Consider the following 16554-nt stretch of genomic DNA (forward strand, 5'->3'; position numbering starts at 1 on the left):
ACCGTACCCGCATCCTGATGTGCATCTGTGCACAGGGGTCCGCACGCGCGTGTTGGCTATCAGAGGAAGCGGGGTTTTTATCCGTGGCTAAATCTCTCGACAGTTTCAATTGTCGCTCCATTCTTACCGTTGACGGTAAGGATTATGTTTATTTCAGTTTGCCGAAGGCAGAAGCGAACGGCCTGACAGGCGTTTCGAAGCTTCCCTATTCGATGAAGGTTCTGCTTGAGAACCTGCTGCGTTTCGAAGACGGCCAGACCGTTACCAAAGAACACATTACCGCTGTTGCCGACTGGTTGAACAACAAGGGCCGCGTCGAAAACGAAATCGCCTACCGCCCTGCTCGCGTTTTGATGCAGGACTTCACCGGCGTTCCAGCCGTGGTCGACCTTGCCGCCATGCGCGATGCGATGGTGGCTCTGGGTGGCGATCCTGAAAAGATCAATCCGCTGGTTCCTGTCGATCTCGTCATCGACCACTCTGTTATCGTTGATGAATTCGGCACGCCGAACGCCTTTGCCCGCAACGTCGAGCTGGAATATCAGCGCAACGGCGAGCGTTACCGCTTCCTGAAATGGGGCCAGCAGGCGTTCAAGAACTTCCGCGTCGTTCCGCCTGGCACCGGCATCTGTCACCAGGTGAACCTCGAATATCTCGGCCAGACCGTCTGGACGAAGGAAGAAGACGGCGAGACCATCGCTTACCCGGATACATGCGTCGGTACCGACAGCCACACGACCATGATCAACGGTCTGGGCGTTCTGGGCTGGGGCGTGGGCGGCATCGAAGCCGAAGCGGCCATGCTCGGCCAGCCGGTCTCCATGCTTCTGCCTGAAGTCATCGGCTTCAAGCTGACGGGCAAGGTCAAGGAAGGCGTGACCGCCACCGACCTCGTGCTGACAGTCGTTCAGATGCTGCGCAAGAAGGGCGTCGTTTCCAAGTTCGTCGAATTCTTCGGCCCCGGCCTGGATTCGATGACGCTGGCCGACCGCGCGACCATCGGCAACATGGGTCCGGAATATGGCGCGACCTGCGGCTTCTTCCCGGTTGACGGCGAAACCATCAACTACCTCACCATGTCTGGCCGCACCAAGGACCGCATCGCGCTGGTCGAAGCCTATTCCAAGGCGCAGGACATGTGGCGTACCGGCGACGGTGCCGAACTCGTCTTCACCGACACGCTGGAACTCGACCTCGGCGACGTCGTGCCATCCATGGCCGGTCCAAAGCGTCCAGAAGGCCGCATCTCGCTGGAAGGCATCGCCTCCGGCTTTGCGACCGCGCTCGAAGGCGACTACAAGAAGCCAGGCCAGCTCGACAACCGCTATCCTGTCGAAGGCACGGATTTCGATCTCGGCCATGGCGACGTCGCCATCGCTGCGATCACATCTTGCACCAACACCTCCAACCCGTCCGTTCTGATCGCGGCTGGCCTTCTGGCCCGCAACGCAGTGGCGAAGGGTCTGACATCCAAGCCCTGGGTCAAGACATCGCTGGCACCGGGTTCTCAGGTCGTTGGCGAATATCTGGAAAAGTCCGGTCTGCAGAAGGATCTGGATGCCATCGGCTTCAACCTCGTCGGCTTCGGCTGCACGACCTGCATCGGCAACTCCGGCCCGCTGCCTGCGCCGATTTCCAAGACCATCAACGACAAGGGTCTGATCACGGCTGGCGTTCTCTCCGGCAACCGTAACTTCGAAGGCCGTATCTCGCCCGACGTTCAGGCGAACTACCTCGCCTCACCGCCGCTCGTCGTTGCTTACGCGCTGGCCGGTACGGTTCAGAAGGACCTCACCACCGAGCCACTCGGCGAAGACCAGGACGGTAACCCTGTCTACCTCAAGGACATCTGGCCGACATCTGCCGAAATCCAGGAATTCATCCTGAAATACGTCACGCGTGAACTCTACGAGTCCAAATATGCCGACGTGTTCAAGGGCGATGAAAACTGGCAGGCCGTTCAGGTTCCTCCGGGCCAGACCTATGCCTGGGACGACAAGTCGACCTACGTCCAGAACCCACCTTACTTCGTGGGCATGGGCAAGACCGGCACCGGCCTCAAGAACATCAAGGGCGCCCGCGTTCTCGGTCTCTTCGGCGACAAGATCACCACCGACCACATTTCTCCGGCCGGTTCGATCAAGGCTGCGTCCCCTGCCGGCGCCTACCTGACCGACAATGGCGTGGGCGTTGCGGACTTCAACCAGTACGGCACACGCCGTGGCAACCACGAAGTCATGATGCGCGGCACATTCGCCAATATCCGTATTCGCAACCACATGCTCGGGCCAAACGGCAAGGAAGGTGGCTACACCATCCATTATCCGTCCAAGGAAGAGATGTCGATTTACGATGCGGCCATGCAGTACAAGGCCGAGGGCGTTCCGCTCGTCATCTTCGCCGGTGTCGAATACGGCAATGGCTCGTCGCGTGACTGGGCTGCTAAGGGTACGAACCTGCTCGGCGTCAAGGCCGTGATTGCGCAGTCCTTCGAGCGTATTCACCGCTCTAACCTGGTCGGCATGGGCGTGGTTCCCTTCGTCTTCGAAGACGGCACGACATGGGCGAGCCTCAACCTCAAGGGCGATGAAACGGTCGAGATCGATGGTCTCGAAGGCGACATCAAGCCACGCGAAAAGAAGATCGCCAAGATCACCTACGGCGACGGCACCGTGAAGGAGGTTCCACTCCTGTGCCGCATCGATACGCTGGACGAAGTGATCTACATGAACAATGGCGGCATTCTGCAGACCGTTCTTCGCGATCTGGCTGCATAAGCCTCTGACACATCGAAACGGAAACGCCGGGAGAAATCCCGGCGTTTTTGCGTGGAGGCAACGACAGACGGCTTATGCCGTTTCGTGATCGGCCCTCACCCCAACGTGACTTTCTATTGAAGGGATTTTGGCGCTATTTTCGCCATCGCGTCCCGACATGATTGATAGCATCAATGGTCTGGAAAGGCATCCAGACAAGGGTTCTCGCAATGTCTCTGAAATATGGGTCTCTGAAATACGGGCCTTGGAAATTTGGTCTATCGATCGCCGTCTTCGCCGCTCTCGCTTCCGTTTCGGCGCAGGCGCAAGAGCAGTTGAAGGGCGTCGTCGAACTGTTCACCTCGCAAGGTTGTGCCTCCTGCCCACCTGCCGACGAGACATTGCGCAAACTGATCCAGAAAGGTGATGTGGTCGGACTGTCCTACCATGTCGATTATTGGAATTATCTCGGCTGGGCGGATTCGCTCGCTTCCAAGGAAAACACCGAGCGGCAATATGGATACGCCCGAGCGCTGGGCCGCAACAACGTCTATACGCCGCAAGCCGTCGTCAATGGCCGCGACCACGTCAAGGGCGCGGATATGAACGCCATCTACAGCCGTCTCGATGCTTTCAAGAACGCTGGGGAAGGCCTGAGCGTGCCAGTGAAGGCGCAGCGTGTGGCAGACGAAATCGCCATCGACATCGGCGCTGGCCAAGGCAAGGCCGATGTCGTCGTCGCCTACTTCAAAAGCGAGCAGGTCGTCGACGTCCAGAAGGGCGAAAACCAGGGAAAGAAGATTTCCTACTGGCACAGTGTCTATGACGTTCAGACGGTCGGCATGTGGGATGGAAAATCCATGACGGTGAAGCTACCGGCCAGCGTCATGAGCAAGGCCAAGGATGGCGGTTGCGCCGTTCTGTTGCAGACGACGGACACACAGGGCAATCCGGCCGCAATCATCGGAGCAAGTGTTCTGATGTCATCGGGAAATTGAGGTCACCCGTCAGCGGGTGAGGAGATCCGGTCCGGGCATTGGGGGCTGGGGGTAAAGGGTCAATGCACCGGACCGGGTCATCTTGGTGCCTAGGCATCAATTGACAATAGCTGTATCCCACCGAAATCGGGCCATGATTTGACCGAAATAGGGCAATTGCACGTATGCGATTCCCCTAAAGCATAACCGTGCTGCGCATTTTTTCGTGCGTGTTGCAAGGCTTGCAATTTCCTCAGTGCGGGGTCAGACTGTCGTACAAATGTCATTTGCAGTTGAGCGAGGTTGCCTGATGACTGATCATTCGGATGTGCAAAGTGCAGGCCCATCTCACAACGACAGCCCCTCCATTATCGATCTTCGTGAATACAGGCAGAGCAAGGATCCCTTGCCGATTACCTTCCATCGCCGTGAACTGGACGCGATCCTTCGCATCTACGGCCGTATAGTAGGTGAAGGCGAATGGCGCGACTACGCGATCGACCATCTGAAGGACAAGGCCGTCTTCTCCGTGTTCAAACGGTCCGGCGAAATGCCGCTTTTCCGCATCGAGAAGAACCCCAAACTCGCCACCAAGCAGGGCGCCTACAGCGTTGTCAATGTCGATGGCCGCATCCTGAAGCGGGGGCACGAACTGGCGCAGGTGCTGAAGGTCTTCGACAAGGTCTTGAAGCTGATCAAGTAACCACACCAGCAGCGACGACCAACAAAAAAGGCGGCCCGAGAGCCGCCTTTTTCCGTGTCGATATCGTCAAATGTTACTTGTCGCGGTTTCCGAGGAACTGCAGCAGGAACATGAACAGGTTGATGAAGTCGAGGTAGAGGGTCAACGCGCCCATGATGGCCTTGCGACCAGCCGTAGCGACATCGTCACCGTCGAAATACATTTCCTTGATCTTCTGCGTGTCGTAAGCGGTCAGACCTGCGAAGATCAGCACGCCGATGGCGGAGATCGCAAAGCCCATGGCAGACGACTGCAGGAAGATGTTGACGATGGACGCGATGATCAGGCCGAACAGACCCATGATCAGGAACGAGCCCATGCCGGACAGATCCTTCTTGGTCGTGTAGCCGTAAAGCGACAGTGCGCCGAAGGAAGCAGCGGTGATGAAGAACGTCTGGACGATGCTCTGGCCGGTATAGACCAGGAAGATCGAGGACAGCGAGATACCCATCAGCGCGGCGTAACCCCAGAAGGTCGCCTGTGCGGCACCGACACTCATGTTCTGAATGCGGAAGCTAAGGAAGAGCACCAGACCCAGCGGTGCAAACATCACCACCCACTTCAGTGGCGAACCATAGAGCAGCTGCGCAAACGCCGGATTGGTCACCGCCAAGGTGTATGTGGCGAAGGATGCTACGCCGGTAATTACCAGCGCAAGTGCCATCAGGTTATAGACCTTCAGCATATAGGTGCGCAGACCTTCATCGATCATCGCACCAGACTGTACACGACCCTGGGTCATGCGGTTCTGGTAATTGTTGAAGTCAGACATTGTTACCTCTTTTGAGCTCCGAAATTGCTACGGTGTCGGCATATCGTCGTATCGAGACTATATCCCAGGCGCCGCTGCGGAGCTACAGCAAGCCTACCGAAGAATATGATGATATCACTTCCTAGATACAAGAGCTTTCAGAACCGAAAAAACACCGTATGCGTGAAAATCGATAACGTTTTGGCGATCATAGGGCTGATTTAATCGTTAAAGTTAAGTGGCGTACAACTTTTCATATCACTCGCCCGCCTGCCGCAAAACCGGTGCTGCCTTCTGGCCCAAAATCCGCCATGTCCCGATCAGCCCGATACCAACCGTCATGACCAGCGCAATCACGATGGTGCCGACGGCGACGTCCGGCAGAAAGCTCGACGGAAGCTTCATGATGCGGGCGATGACGAACCAGGCAGATGCCCCGCCCGCCGCAAGCGCGAAGATGGCCGTGGCCAGGCCAAGGATCATATACTCGTAGGAAAAGGCGCGGATAAGCATGGCGCGTGTGCCGCCCAGCGTTTTCAAGATAACCGCATCATGCGTTCGCGCCCGGTTGCCGGCGGCAAGCGCACCGGCCAGCACCAGAACCGACGCAATGAGCGCCACGGCGGCGGCGGCGCGAATAGCGGTGGCCAGTTGTCCAACCAGACGGTTGACCACATCCAGCGCGTCCTTGACCCTGACACTCGTGATCGTCGGATAGGCATTGGTGATGGTGCGCAGGATGTCGCCTTCCTGAGAGGGCGTTGCCGAGGGGTCGGCAAGCGTTGCCAGCCAGGCATGCGGCGCGCCTCGGAAGGTGTTGGGTGAAAACACCATCACGAAATTCAGCGACAGGGATTCCCACTGCACATCGCGCAGATTGGCAATCTTGGCCGTGATATTGCGCCCCAGCACATTGACGGTCACGCTGTCGCCGATTTTCAAGCCAAGCTCACCGGCCTCTTCCGCTGCAAAAGACACCAGGGGTTCGCCACTGTAATCCTTCGCCCACCACGTGCCCTGAGACAGTTTGGCGTTTTCAGGCATATCCTGCGCATAGGTGATGCCGCGATCGCCGCGCAGCACCCAGCGGCCTGCCGCTGGTACGTCCATCTTGGTCACGTCCTGGCCATTGAAGGCAAGGATGCGTCCGCGCAGCATTGGCACCTCGGTCAGCACACCCTCTGGTGCCTGCCGCTTGACGAGATCGCGAAAACCATCACGGTCGGCGCTTTGGATATCGACAAAGAAGAAGTTCGGCGCGCGTTCCGGAAGGCTGCCGGTCAGCTCGCGCCTGAGGTTGCCATCGATCAACGTCAGCGTCACCAAAAGCGTCAGCCCAAGGCCAAGCGACAGAACGACGGATGGTGTCAACGCGCCGGGTCGGTGGATATTGCCGATGGCAAGCCGCAGCGCTGCCGAATGGACGCGCGGGCTCCTCTTGGCAAGCGCCTTGATGCCCCACGCCACCAGCCGAAGAACGACGAATGCGAAGGCAACAGCGCCCAGAAAGACGGACGCGATGAAGCGCTCTTCCGACGAGTAGATCGCCAATCCGGCAAGTCCTGCCAGAAGCAGAGCCGTGGCGAGAAGATAGGGCCATGAGGGCAGCTTGTTTTCCTCAAAACCCTGTTCGCGAAACAGCGCCGTCGCAGGCACTTCGCGCGCCTGCCCCAAGGGCAGAATGGCAAACGCCAGTGTGGTGAGAAGACCGAAGACGGCAGCCATGAACAGCGGCCCGGGATAAATGGCCAACTCGTCCGGCACCGGCAGCACGCCTTCGAGGAAGCGCATGGCAATCAGCGGCGTGATCGCCCCCAGCGCCAAACCGATGGCAATGCCGATGATGGCGATAAACGCGATCTGAAACAGATAGGTCATCGTCACGACGCTGGCCGGGGCGCCCAGGCATTTCAGCGAGGCGATGGTCGTGCGTTTGGAATCGAGAAAGGCACGCACTGCATTGGCCACGCCGACACCGCCGACGATCAGCGCCGTCAAGCCGACGAGTGTCAAAAACTGCGAGAAGCGATTGACGTTTTCCGTCAGCGACGGAGCCGCACGGTCGCTGGTGCGGATCGACCATCCGGCGCTTGGGAATTCCCGGTTGCTATCGTCGGTAATCGTAGCCCGTTTGGACGTGTCGTTGAGGCGGATCTTGTAGGCATGTTCCACCAGACTGCCGCTCTGGATCAGCCCGGAAGCCGCCAGCGCATCGCGGCTGATGAGCAGGCGCGGGGCAAAGCCGAACCCATCCGACAGCGCATCCGGCTCGGTGACGACCGTGCCGGATAGCTTCAGGCGAACATTGCCGAGCAGCAACTCATCCCCAAGCTTGATGCCGAGCCGCTCCAGAAGCAGCGGCGCGGCGACCGCGCCATAGGCGTCGCCCTGTTTCGCAAGCAGCTGCGCAAGCGGTGCAGCGGGTTCAGCCTCGAAGGTACCAAAGAGCGGGTAGGCACCGTCGACCGCCTTGACCTCGGTCAGCGTCTGTTGAGAACCGTCGGCCAGACGGGCCATGGAGCGCAGCCCGCTCGACATCGCGACATGTCCCAGACCATCGAGATAGGCACGTTCTTCCGGCGAGACCTCGCGGTTGCGAAGCTCAAAGCGCACATCGCCCGCCAGAATTGACTGTCCTTGTGTGGCAATCGAACTGGTAACGGCGCGCGAGACGGAATTCACCGCCGCGATGGCGCCGGTTCCAAGCGCGATACAGGCAAGGAAAATGTAAAAGCCGCGCAAACCGCCGCGGACTTCACGACGGGCAAGCCGCAAGGCATTGTTGATATTAAAAAGCGACGGGAGAAAAGCGGTCATACAGAAACCGCCTGCTTAGCAACAACGGCGGCGCTATCGCTTTCGATCTGACCTGAGCGCACCTTGATCTGGCGCGAGCAACGGGCGGCCAGCGAGACATCATGCGTTACGAGGATCATCGTCATGCCGCGCTCGGCCTGCTTGGAAAACAGGAGATCGGCAATCTGCCGGCCCGTATCGGTGTCCAGATTGCCGGTCGGCTCATCAGCGATGAGCACGGCAGGTGAAGGCGCGAGCGCACGGGCAATCGCAACACGCTGCTGCTCACCACCGGAAAGCTGACCCGGATAATGGTTGAGCCTTTCGCCCAATCCTACGGCCACGAGCTCTTTCTTCGCGATCTCGAACGGGTTCGGCACGTTGGCGAGTTCCAAAGGCACCGCGACATTTTCAAGCGCCGTCATATTGGCGATCAGGTGAAAGGATTGGAACACGATGCCGACATTGCGCCCGCGAAACTCCGCAAGCGCATCTTCGCCGAGCTTGTGAAGCTCCGTTCCCGCAATTGTGATCGCGCCGCTATCCAAGCGCTCCAGCCCGGCAAGAACCATCAAAAGCGTCGACTTTCCCGAGCCTGAAGGCCCTACGATACCGACTGCTTCGCCTTCGCCGATGGAAAGGTCGATGCTTTTCAGAACGTGAACGGAGGCAGCGGCACTTCCAAGTGTAAGATCGGCCTTATCAAGATCAATGATGCTTTTCGTCACAATTCGCGTTCCTATATAAAAGAAAAGGGCAATCCGGGAGCAATCAGATTTTCGGCAGTGCCAGACAAATTAGGAAGGCCGTCATGGGTTTTAAAGCTGCTACCGCTCAATTCATCGTCATCAGCTGCGCATTACTCGCAGCGCCCTTCGCACAGGCGCAGGACAAGCCGGTTCAACTGGTCGGCTTTGGCGACAGTCTGATGGCAGGCTACCAGCTGCCGCCCACCGAAAGCTACACCGCTCAACTCGAGACAGCATTGAAGGCCAAAGGCGTCAATGTTGCTGTGACCAATGCCGGTGTTTCGGGCGATACAACGTCGGGCGGATTGGCCCGCGCCGAGTGGTCCGTGCCCGATGGCACCGATGGCGTGATCCTGGAGCTTGGCGCAAACGACGCCCTTCGCGGCATGTCGCCGGACGAGACGGAAAAGAACCTCGATACGATCATTACCGGGTTTCAGAAGCGCAACATCCCGGTTCTGTTGATCGGCATCATGGCACCGCCGAATATGGGCGGCGATTTTGCCAACCGCTTCAACGAGGTTTATCCCCGCCTTGCGAAAAAGCATGGATTGCCGCTTTACCCGTTCTTTCTGGACGGCGTTGTGATGGATCAGACCCTGCAACTGGAGGATCGTATGCATCCCAACACCAAGGGCATCGCGGTCATGGTCGAAAAAACGCTGCCCACGGTGGAAGACTTTATAAAGACTATCGGTGAGCAAAAAAAATAACCGCTTGCACGCGAAAGCTTTGCATGATTCGCTAGGGTTGTTCTGCCAAAAGATTCGGGGAGCTCGCCATGCCGAGACTGTTTACCGCCCTCGAAATTCCGCGCAATGCGGCCATGAGCCTGTCATTGTTACGCGGTGGTTTGCCGGGTGCCCGGTGGATCGATGTGGAGAATTATCACATCACTCTACGCTTCATCGGAGACATTGACGGTCGCACCGCCGATGAAGTCGTCAACCGGCTCGACCGTATCGACAGGCCCGAATTTGAGGTCAATCTGACCGGAATCGGTTCGTTCGGCTCCAAGAAGCCACACTCCATCTGGGCTGGCGTGTCTCCGTCCGCCGAAATGAGTGCGTTACAGGGCGAGATCGAGCGTATCTGCCAGCGGCTTGGCCTCCCGCCCGATCCGCGCAAATTCACGCCGCACGTCACGCTTGCGCGGCTGCGCAATTCCAGGCTGGATGATGTGGTGCATTACCTGTCAGGCCGTGGCGATTTCAGAACGTCCCAATTTACCGTCGGGCGTTTCGTGCTGATGTCCTCAAAGGAATCGGTCGGCGGGGGTCCTTACATCGTTGAGGAGGTCTTTCCGCTTCAGGAAGCGTGGCCTGTCTCCAGCTTGCCGATCAAGGACATGCAGCCTGAAAAAAGCATGGTGTAGACGGTCTGAAACCCGTCTTCCCCGCCATAATAGGGATCCGGCACATTTGATGTCTGCCCCATGGCGTAGTTGCTGAACAGGTGAAGCTTGCCGGTGTGCTGCCGTGGGCAGATGGCCCGAAGCCTGGCCAAATTGTCGTTGTCCATGGCAAGGATGATGTCGAAGTCCTCGAAATCGGCTGGGCGCACCTGCCGGGCTTTTTGGCTGGCAATGTCGATACCGTGGCGGTTTGCGATGGCGATCGAACGCTCATCGGGCGCATTGCCCGCGTGCCATGCGCCCGTCCCGGCGGAATCGATCACGAACTGATGGGCGATGTCTTGTTTTTCGACCAGATGCGCGAAGATGCCTTCCGCCAAAGGCGAGCGGCAGATATTTCCCATGCAAACAAAAAGGACTGCTGTGCGTTTCATTTTGAAATCTCCACCAAAACTGTTGGGCGGTTTTGCGATGAAAAGCGATATAGGTGAAAGACAGGACGGATCGAAACACGCATAACCGTGTTTTTCCGTCATCCATGAAAGGCCAATCCATGCAATATCCCAAACTCGACAGAGATGTGATCGACACCGAACTTGCCAAGCTGAACGGCTGGTCTTTGCGCGAAGATGGTCTGGCCATCGTCAAGGCCTATAAATTTGCCAACTTCGCCGAAGCCTTCGGCTTCATGGCGGAATGCGCGCTGGTGGCTGAAAAGCTCAATCACCATCCCGAATGGTCGAATGTCTATTCGCGGGTAAAAGTCTGCCTCACGACCCATGATTCCCAAGGGGTTACCGAGCGTGACTTCATGCTGGCGGGCGCCATGCAAAAGGCAGCGGGCGGGCGCAGCGATTGAACAAAAGGGGCGACGCCCTATATGATCGGTCATGACCACAGGACACACAACCATGGATGATGTGAAGATTGGTGAGATTCTGCTGCCGGGCGAACCCGACAGGCAGGAACAGACTGAACGTCAGGTGCGCTCCAAATTCTGGCCGAAGATGAAGCGGGTGGCGAGCAAGGTGCCATTCGCCCGCGACGCTGCAGCCGCCTATTACTGTGCCATGGACCGCGATACCCCCTTTCGTGCCAAGGGTATCCTCTTGGCCGCGCTCGGCTATTTCATCCTGCCCATCGATGCCGTGCCGGACATTTTTGCGGTCGTCGGCTTTACCGATGATATCGCGGTTCTGACGGCAGCCCTTGCCATGATCCGGGCGCATATAAAGATGGAACATTATGAAGCCGCTGACGCGGCGATCAAACGTCTGAAGGAAGAGTAACGGCTCTGTGATGGGCCGTTTCAGCGCCTGCCGAACACCGACAAATTCTTGCCTGAATTCTTGTGTCATTGCTGATCAACGAGCACGTGAGTGTTCGCTGGGCTGGCGCTGGGGGCCGCCGATCTGTTACATCTCGGTGCAATTTTCGAATTTTAGCATTGGTGTTGACGGTTTGGTAACCGATCTTTAGCCAATATCAGCATGACGGACTTCACCTAGCATCGGCCCGGCGCAGCCGTTCGGCCAACTGGAAGACAATAAACCCGGCAGGAAATTCAATGTTTGTAAGAAGTGTAGCAACCGCAGTCGCCATTTTGCTGACCAGTGTCGGCATTGCCTCTGCACAGTCGCCCACGCGCATCCAGCAGTTCAATGCATGGGGTGCCTATTCGTACAAGTCGGGTAACAGCACCGTTTGCTATGCTCTCTCCATCCCCACCTCCAAGGAACCGGCAAGCGTCGATCACGGTGATATCTTCTTCATCGTTTCGCAGCGCCCTGGACAGAACATTTCCTATGAGCCACAGGCGATGGTCGGCTACAGCCTTCGCGAAGGCTCCAAGGTCAATGTAACCATCGACAGCAAGACCTTCGTCATGTTCACCAAGGACAAGGCCGCCTGGGTGGAAAATGCAGCAGAAGAGCCGGCGCTGGTTGCAGCTATGAAGAATGGCAAGTCGATGACCGTCAAGGCGACATCCGCCCGCGGCACGGCCACGAGCTACGCCTATTCGCTCTCGGGCATTTCCGCCGCCCTGAAACAGGTCGAAAGCTGCAAGTAAGCATAGCCGCATTGAGATTTTGCAATGGCCGGTCAATGACCGGCCATTTGCGTTTTGGCTGTTTTGATGCTAGATGCGCGGCAACACTACAGGCGGATGCGCGAACAGCGCCTCGCCTTTGATTTTTCTCCACATGCAGACGACCATCCGCCGCATCGTTTCGGCGGTTTCGCTCTGCAATGGCTGATGGGATTATAAAATGTCCGTACTGGAAGCGACCGCCGGTCTGGCAATCAAGAGTCCGCTTGTTGCCAACACCGATCTGATGAGCGGCAAGCCGTCTTTGATCGGCATCACACGCGAAGAGATGGCAGACGCGCTGATCGACATCGGCGTGCCGCAGAAGCAGGCGAAGATGCGTGTCAGCCAACTCTGGAACTGGCTGTATGTCCGCGGCGTCTCCGACTTCGACCACATGACTAATGTGGCCAAGGATCTCCGCGAGAAGCTGAAAAACCATTTCACCATTGCTCGTCCTGAGATCGTCGAGGAGCAGGTCTCCAACGATGGCACGCGCAAATGGCTGATGCGCTTTCCGCCGCGCGGTGCAGGCCGTCCGGTCGAGATCGAAACGGTCTATATTCCCGAAGAAGGTCGCGGCACCCTCTGCATTTCCAGCCAGGTCGGCTGTTCCCTCACCTGCTCCTTCTGTCACACCGGAACCCAGCGCCTGGTGCGCAACCTCACGGCTGAAGAAATTCTGGCGCAGCTGCTTGTCGCCCGTGACCGTCTTGGAGATTTTCCAGACCGCGAAACGCCACAGGGCACCGTCATGCCAGCCGAGGGACGCAAGGTGTCCAACATCGTGATGATGGGCATGGGCGAGCCGCTCTACAATTTCGAACATGTGAAAACCGCGCTTCTGATCGCAACCGACGGGGATGGCCTGTCGCTTTCGAAGCGTCGTGTCACGCTCTCGACATCGGGCGTCGTGCCTGAAATCTTCCGCACCGGTGAGGAAATCGGCGTGATGCTGGCGATCTCGCTGCATGCGGTTCGCGACGAACTGCGCGACATGCTGGTGCCAATCAACAAGAAATATCCGCTGAAAGAACTGATCGAAGCCTGCCGCAACTATCCCGGCGTGTCGAATGCCCGCCGCATCACCTTCGAATATGTGATGCTGAAAGATGTCAACGACAGCCTGGAAGACGCCAAGATGCTGACCCAGCTGCTGAAAGGCGTTCCAGCCAAGATCAATCTCATTCCCTTCAACCCATGGCCGGGCACCAATTACCAGTGTTCCGATTGGGAGCAGATCGAGAAGTTCGCCGATTTCATCAATCACGCGGGCTATGCCTCCCCAATCCGCACCCCGCGTGGGCGCGACATTCTGGCTGCCTGCGGTCAGCTGAAGTCGGAGTCCGAGCGCATGCGCAAGACCGAACGCATGGCGTTCGAGGCGATGATGATCGCCAATCACGGTGCGGACGACTGATCAAGAACAAGAATTGATGAGCGCGTTCAGCCTTGCGCGATTGATTTCGTTTTAACCCTTTCTTAAAGAGGGCCAAGAAAAGCGAAACAATCGGAGGAATATCCCATGCGCGCACTCATTCTGGCGCTTGCCGCCGCAACGGCCTTTGCTTTGCCTGCAAAAGCGCAGGACGTGACGGTGGCCGTTACCGCGATCGTCGAACATCCAGCACTCGACGCTGCACGCGATGGCGTGAAGGCAGCCCTTGCCGAAGCGGGTTACAAGGAAGGCGAAAACCTGAAATTTGTCTACCAGTCCGCGCAGGGCAATCCCGGCACCGCCTCGCAGATCGCACGCCAGTTTGTCGGCGATGCGCCCGATGTCATCGTTCCGATCTCCACACCCTCTGCGCAGGCCGTCGTTGCCGCCACGCGCGATATCCCCATCGTCTTCACCGCCGTTTCCGATCCAGTCGGCGCGCAGCTGATCAAATCCATGGAAAAGCCTGGCCGCAATGTCACGGGCCTCTCCGACATGCTGCCGGTTGCCGAGCATCTGGCGCTGATCAAGGACATCACCCCCAACGCCAAGACCATCGGCTATATATACAATTCGGCGGAAGCCAATTCCGTCTCGACGCTGGAGCTTCTGAAGACGGAGGCGACAAAGGTCGGTCTGACGGTCGTGGAATCCGTTGCCACCAAATCCGCCGAAGTGCAGGGCGCGACCCGCGCGCTGGTGGGCAAGGCCGACGTGATCTATGTGCCCACCGACAACACCATCGTCTCGGCTTTCGAAGCCGCTGCCGGTGTTGCCTCTGAAGCCAAGATACCGCTGTTTGCCGCCGATACGGATTCCGTTGCCCGTGGTGCGATTGCCGCCCTCGGCTTCAACTATTTCGACGTGGGCAAGCAGACCGGCGCTGTCGTCGTTCGCATCCTCAAGGGCGAAAAGCCTGGCGATATTCCTGCGACCGTTGCCGTTGGCACGGATCTCGTCCTGAACAAAAAAGCCGCTGAAAAGGCAGGCGTGACGTTCCCTGAGAGCGTGACGAAGCGCGCCACCAAGATCATCGACTGATCCATTTCCGTCATTCCGGCCTTGTGTGGATGACGGAAGACCACTTTGAAACCAATCCGGGTGCCGCACCAGTGCGGCACTCATCTTATTCGAGCCGGACCACGAACATCCGGCGGGTAAACCCGAGGAATTCTACCGTGAGTCAAATCGCCTTCTGGGGTGCCGTCGAGCTGGGGCTTGTCTTTGCCTTTGTCGCGATCGGCGTCTATCTCGCATTTCGCGTGCTCGACTTTCCCGATCTGACGGTCGATGGGTCGTTTCCGCTGGGCGCTGCCGTAGCGGCGGTGCTGATCGTCGCGGGGTTCAATCCTTGGGTGGCGACGGGCGTTGCGATGGTTGCCGGTGCAGTGGCCGGTATGGTGACGGCTGTTCTGAATGTGCGCTTTAAAATCCTCAACCTTCTTGCCTCGATCCTGACCATGATCGCGCTGTTTTCCGTCAACCTGCGCGTCATGGGCAAGCCCAACGTGGCATTGCTCAATCAGGATACGGTGATCGAGCCCTTCTACGGTCTTGGCATTTCAGACTATCTGCTTCGCCCGCTTTTCGTCGGCGTTCTCGTAGTCATCGCCGTCATCCTCGTCTGGCGTTTTCTGGAAAGCGATGCAGGTCTTGCCGTGCGGGCAACCGGTGCCAATGCGCGGATGGCGCGGGCGCAAGGGGTGAAGACCGGTAACCAGATCTATCTCGGCATGGCGCTGTCCAACGCTCTGGTGGCCCTTGGTGGCGCACTGTTTGCGCAGACAAACGGTTTTGCCGATGTGACCGCCGGTGTCGGCACCATCGTCGTCGGCCTTGCCGCCGTCATCATCGGTGAGACACTGTTCGGCGCGCGCGGCATCCTGATCGCGCTCATCGGCTGCGTTCTCGGCTCCATCGCCTATCGCCTGGCGATCCAGCTGGCACTTTCCAGCGATGCGCTGGGCCTGAAAGCCTCAGACCTCAATTTCGTGACCGCCGTGCTGGTGGCCGTGGCACTCATCCTGCCGCGCCTGCGCCGTGGGGGAGCAACATCATGATTTCGCTGTCCGACATTCAGGTGGTCTTCGGACGCGGCACGCCGCTGGAGAAGAAAGCTCTCGCCAAGATCGATCTTACCATCGAGGACGGCTCCTTCGTCACCGTTATCGGCTCCAATGGCGCTGGCAAATCCACGCTGCTGGGCGTTCTTGCTGGTGACGTTCTGCCAACAGCCGGCAAAGTCACCATCGCTGGCGTGGACGTGACCCGTAAGCCGACGGCCAATCGCGCAGGGCAGGTGGCCCGCGTGTTTCAGGACCCGCTGGCGGGAAGCTGCGGCGCTCTGACCATCGAAGAGAACCTTGCGCTTGCCGCCGCACGCGGCAAGACACGCGGCCTTCTGCCGGCACTCGGCGGCGGACGGCGGGCGTTTTTTCAGGAGCGAATCGCCTCCCTGAACCTTGGCCTCGAAAACCGCCTCAAGGACCGCATGGACCTTCTCTCCGGCGGCCAGCGTCAGGCGGTATCACTGGTCATGGCAACGCTGGCGGGGTCTGACGTCTTGCTGCTGGATGAACACACAGCCGCACTCGACCCAGGCATGGCGGAATTCGTCATGGGCCTTACGCAACGGGTTGTAGAAGAGCGTAAGCTGACGACATTGATGGTTACCCACTCAATGCGCCAGGCGCTGGATTACGGTGACCGCACCATCATGCTGCATGCGGGCGAAATCGTCCTCGACGTATCAGGCGAAAGCCGCAAGGGCTTGCAGGTCGAAGACCTGATCGAGATGTTCCGCAACATACGCGGACAGACAATCGATGATGATGAATTGCTGATCGGGTAAGATATGAAAGAGAACGCCGTGTATCGTGGGGGATGCACGGCGTTTCATTGC

Annotated in this window: 16 protein-coding genes; 12 read left to right on the forward strand and 4 right to left on the reverse strand. The window is 58.3% G+C overall.

All coding sequences use genetic code 11. From position 1 onward, the window contains the following. The first annotated feature begins 83 nt into the window (after positions 1-83). The 3 genes from acnA (at position 84) to RRU01S_RS14395 (ending at position 4436) form a co-directional block, all read left to right on the forward strand. Positions 84-2777: an aconitate hydratase AcnA gene (gene acnA / locus RRU01S_RS14385; RefSeq protein ID WP_045230986.1), complete on the forward strand. Its 2694-nt coding sequence runs from the start codon at positions 84-86 to the stop codon at positions 2775-2777. Between the two features lie 209 nt (positions 2778-2986). After that, positions 2987-3754 (forward strand): DUF1223 domain-containing protein, encoded by a 768-nt coding sequence (locus RRU01S_RS14390; protein ID WP_052816086.1) that lies wholly within the window; start codon positions 2987-2989, stop codon positions 3752-3754. Between the two features lie 289 nt (positions 3755-4043). Continuing rightward, positions 4044-4436 carry a DUF2794 domain-containing protein gene (locus RRU01S_RS14395; protein WP_045230987.1) on the forward strand — a complete coding sequence of 131 codons (393 nt, stop codon included), beginning with the start codon at positions 4044-4046 and terminating at the stop codon, positions 4434-4436. A gap of 73 nt (positions 4437-4509) precedes the next feature. On the opposite strand, the gene RRU01S_RS14400 is transcribed toward RRU01S_RS14395, so the two are convergent. The 3 genes from RRU01S_RS14400 to RRU01S_RS14410 form a co-directional block, all read right to left on the reverse strand. Next, entirely contained in the window at positions 4510-5247 is a 738-nt protein-coding gene (locus RRU01S_RS14400; RefSeq protein WP_045230988.1) for a Bax inhibitor-1/YccA family protein, read from the reverse strand. Between the two features lie 237 nt (positions 5248-5484). After that, entirely contained in the window at positions 5485-8043 is a 2559-nt protein-coding gene (locus RRU01S_RS14405; protein ID WP_045230989.1) for an ABC transporter permease, read from the reverse strand. Next, the gene (locus tag RRU01S_RS14410) at positions 8040-8750 is read right to left on the reverse strand and encodes an ABC transporter ATP-binding protein (RefSeq protein ID WP_045230990.1); all 711 of its coding nucleotides are present in this window, start codon (positions 8748-8750) and stop codon (positions 8040-8042) included. The genes RRU01S_RS14405 and RRU01S_RS14410 overlap by 4 nt, the downstream gene beginning before the upstream one ends. A gap of 83 nt (positions 8751-8833) precedes the next feature. Between RRU01S_RS14410 and RRU01S_RS14415 the strand changes: the two genes are divergently transcribed. Both RRU01S_RS14415 and thpR read left to right on the forward strand, forming a co-directional pair. After that, positions 8834-9484, forward strand: a complete 651-nt coding sequence (locus RRU01S_RS14415; protein ID WP_045230991.1) for an arylesterase — start codon at positions 8834-8836, stop codon at positions 9482-9484. 68 nt (positions 9485-9552) lie between these two features. Next, positions 9553-10146: an RNA 2',3'-cyclic phosphodiesterase gene (gene thpR, locus RRU01S_RS14420; protein WP_045230992.1), complete on the forward strand. Its 594-nt coding sequence runs from the start codon at positions 9553-9555 to the stop codon at positions 10144-10146. On the opposite strand, the gene RRU01S_RS25370 is transcribed toward thpR, so the two are convergent. Further along, positions 10080-10559, reverse strand: coding sequence for a low molecular weight protein-tyrosine-phosphatase (locus tag RRU01S_RS25370; protein WP_081880089.1), 480 nt, complete (start codon positions 10557-10559; stop codon positions 10080-10082). The two genes, thpR and RRU01S_RS25370, sit on opposite strands and share 67 nt — an antisense overlap. Positions 10560-10678: 119 nt before the next feature. On the opposite strand from RRU01S_RS25370, the gene RRU01S_RS14430 reads away from it, so the two are divergent. The 7 genes from RRU01S_RS14430 (at position 10679) to RRU01S_RS14460 (ending at position 16503) form a co-directional block, all read left to right on the forward strand. Continuing rightward, on the forward strand, positions 10679-10984 hold the full coding sequence (locus RRU01S_RS14430) for a 4a-hydroxytetrahydrobiopterin dehydratase (protein WP_045231087.1): 306 nt from the start codon (positions 10679-10681) through the stop codon (positions 10982-10984). A gap of 52 nt (positions 10985-11036) precedes the next feature. Further along, positions 11037-11414: a YkvA family protein gene (locus RRU01S_RS14435; protein WP_045230993.1), complete on the forward strand. Its 378-nt coding sequence runs from the start codon at positions 11037-11039 to the stop codon at positions 11412-11414. Positions 11415-11692: 278 nt separating this feature from the next. Beyond that, positions 11693-12196 (forward strand): invasion associated locus B family protein, encoded by a 504-nt coding sequence (locus tag RRU01S_RS14440; protein WP_045230994.1) that lies wholly within the window; start codon positions 11693-11695, stop codon positions 12194-12196. A 265-nt stretch (positions 12197-12461) separates the two neighbouring features. After that, positions 12462-13634, forward strand: coding sequence for a dual-specificity RNA methyltransferase RlmN (gene rlmN / locus RRU01S_RS14445; protein ID WP_108722656.1), 1173 nt, complete (start codon positions 12462-12464; stop codon positions 13632-13634). Between the two features lie 105 nt (positions 13635-13739). Next, positions 13740-14693, forward strand: a complete 954-nt coding sequence (locus tag RRU01S_RS14450; RefSeq protein ID WP_045230996.1) for an ABC transporter substrate-binding protein — start codon at positions 13740-13742, stop codon at positions 14691-14693. Positions 14694-14830: 137 nt separating this feature from the next. Next, positions 14831-15712: an ABC transporter permease gene (locus RRU01S_RS14455; RefSeq protein ID WP_045230997.1), complete on the forward strand. Its 882-nt coding sequence runs from the start codon at positions 14831-14833 to the stop codon at positions 15710-15712. Continuing rightward, positions 15709-16503, forward strand: a complete 795-nt coding sequence (locus RRU01S_RS14460; protein ID WP_045230998.1) for an ABC transporter ATP-binding protein — start codon at positions 15709-15711, stop codon at positions 16501-16503. The genes RRU01S_RS14455 and RRU01S_RS14460 overlap by 4 nt, the downstream gene beginning before the upstream one ends. The last annotated feature ends 51 nt before the right edge of the window (positions 16504-16554 follow it).

The organism is Agrobacterium rubi TR3 = NBRC 13261 (assembly GCF_000739935.1).
Classification (GTDB): Bacteria; Pseudomonadota; Alphaproteobacteria; order Rhizobiales; family Rhizobiaceae; genus Agrobacterium; species Agrobacterium rubi.

Excerpts from the sequence above, each read along its gene's own strand:
- RRU01S_RS14390 (WP_052816086.1), top strand. The coding sequence starts at position 2,987 with ATGTCTCTGAAATATGGGTCTCTGAAATACGGGCCTTGGAAATTTGGT.
- RRU01S_RS14395 (WP_045230987.1), top strand. The coding sequence starts at position 4,044 with ATGACTGATCATTCGGATGTGCAAAGTGCAGGCCCATCTCACAACGAC.
- RRU01S_RS14400 (WP_045230988.1), bottom strand. The coding sequence starts at position 5,247 with ATGTCTGACTTCAACAATTACCAGAACCGCATGACCCAGGGTCGTGTA.
- RRU01S_RS14405 (WP_045230989.1), bottom strand. The coding sequence starts at position 8,043 with ATGACCGCTTTTCTCCCGTCGCTTTTTAATATCAACAATGCCTTGCGG.
- RRU01S_RS14415 (WP_045230991.1), top strand. The coding sequence starts at position 8,834 with ATGGGTTTTAAAGCTGCTACCGCTCAATTCATCGTCATCAGCTGCGCA.
- thpR (WP_045230992.1), top strand. The coding sequence starts at position 9,553 with ATGCCGAGACTGTTTACCGCCCTCGAAATTCCGCGCAATGCGGCCATG.
- RRU01S_RS25370 (WP_081880089.1), bottom strand. The coding sequence starts at position 10,559 with ATGAAACGCACAGCAGTCCTTTTTGTTTGCATGGGAAATATCTGCCGC.
- RRU01S_RS14430 (WP_045231087.1), top strand. The coding sequence starts at position 10,679 with ATGCAATATCCCAAACTCGACAGAGATGTGATCGACACCGAACTTGCC.
- RRU01S_RS14435 (WP_045230993.1), top strand. The coding sequence starts at position 11,037 with ATGGATGATGTGAAGATTGGTGAGATTCTGCTGCCGGGCGAACCCGAC.
- RRU01S_RS14440 (WP_045230994.1), top strand. The coding sequence starts at position 11,693 with ATGTTTGTAAGAAGTGTAGCAACCGCAGTCGCCATTTTGCTGACCAGT.
- rlmN (WP_108722656.1), top strand. The coding sequence starts at position 12,462 with ATGAGCGGCAAGCCGTCTTTGATCGGCATCACACGCGAAGAGATGGCA.
- RRU01S_RS14450 (WP_045230996.1), top strand. The coding sequence starts at position 13,740 with ATGCGCGCACTCATTCTGGCGCTTGCCGCCGCAACGGCCTTTGCTTTG.
- RRU01S_RS14460 (WP_045230998.1), top strand. The coding sequence starts at position 15,709 with ATGATTTCGCTGTCCGACATTCAGGTGGTCTTCGGACGCGGCACGCCG.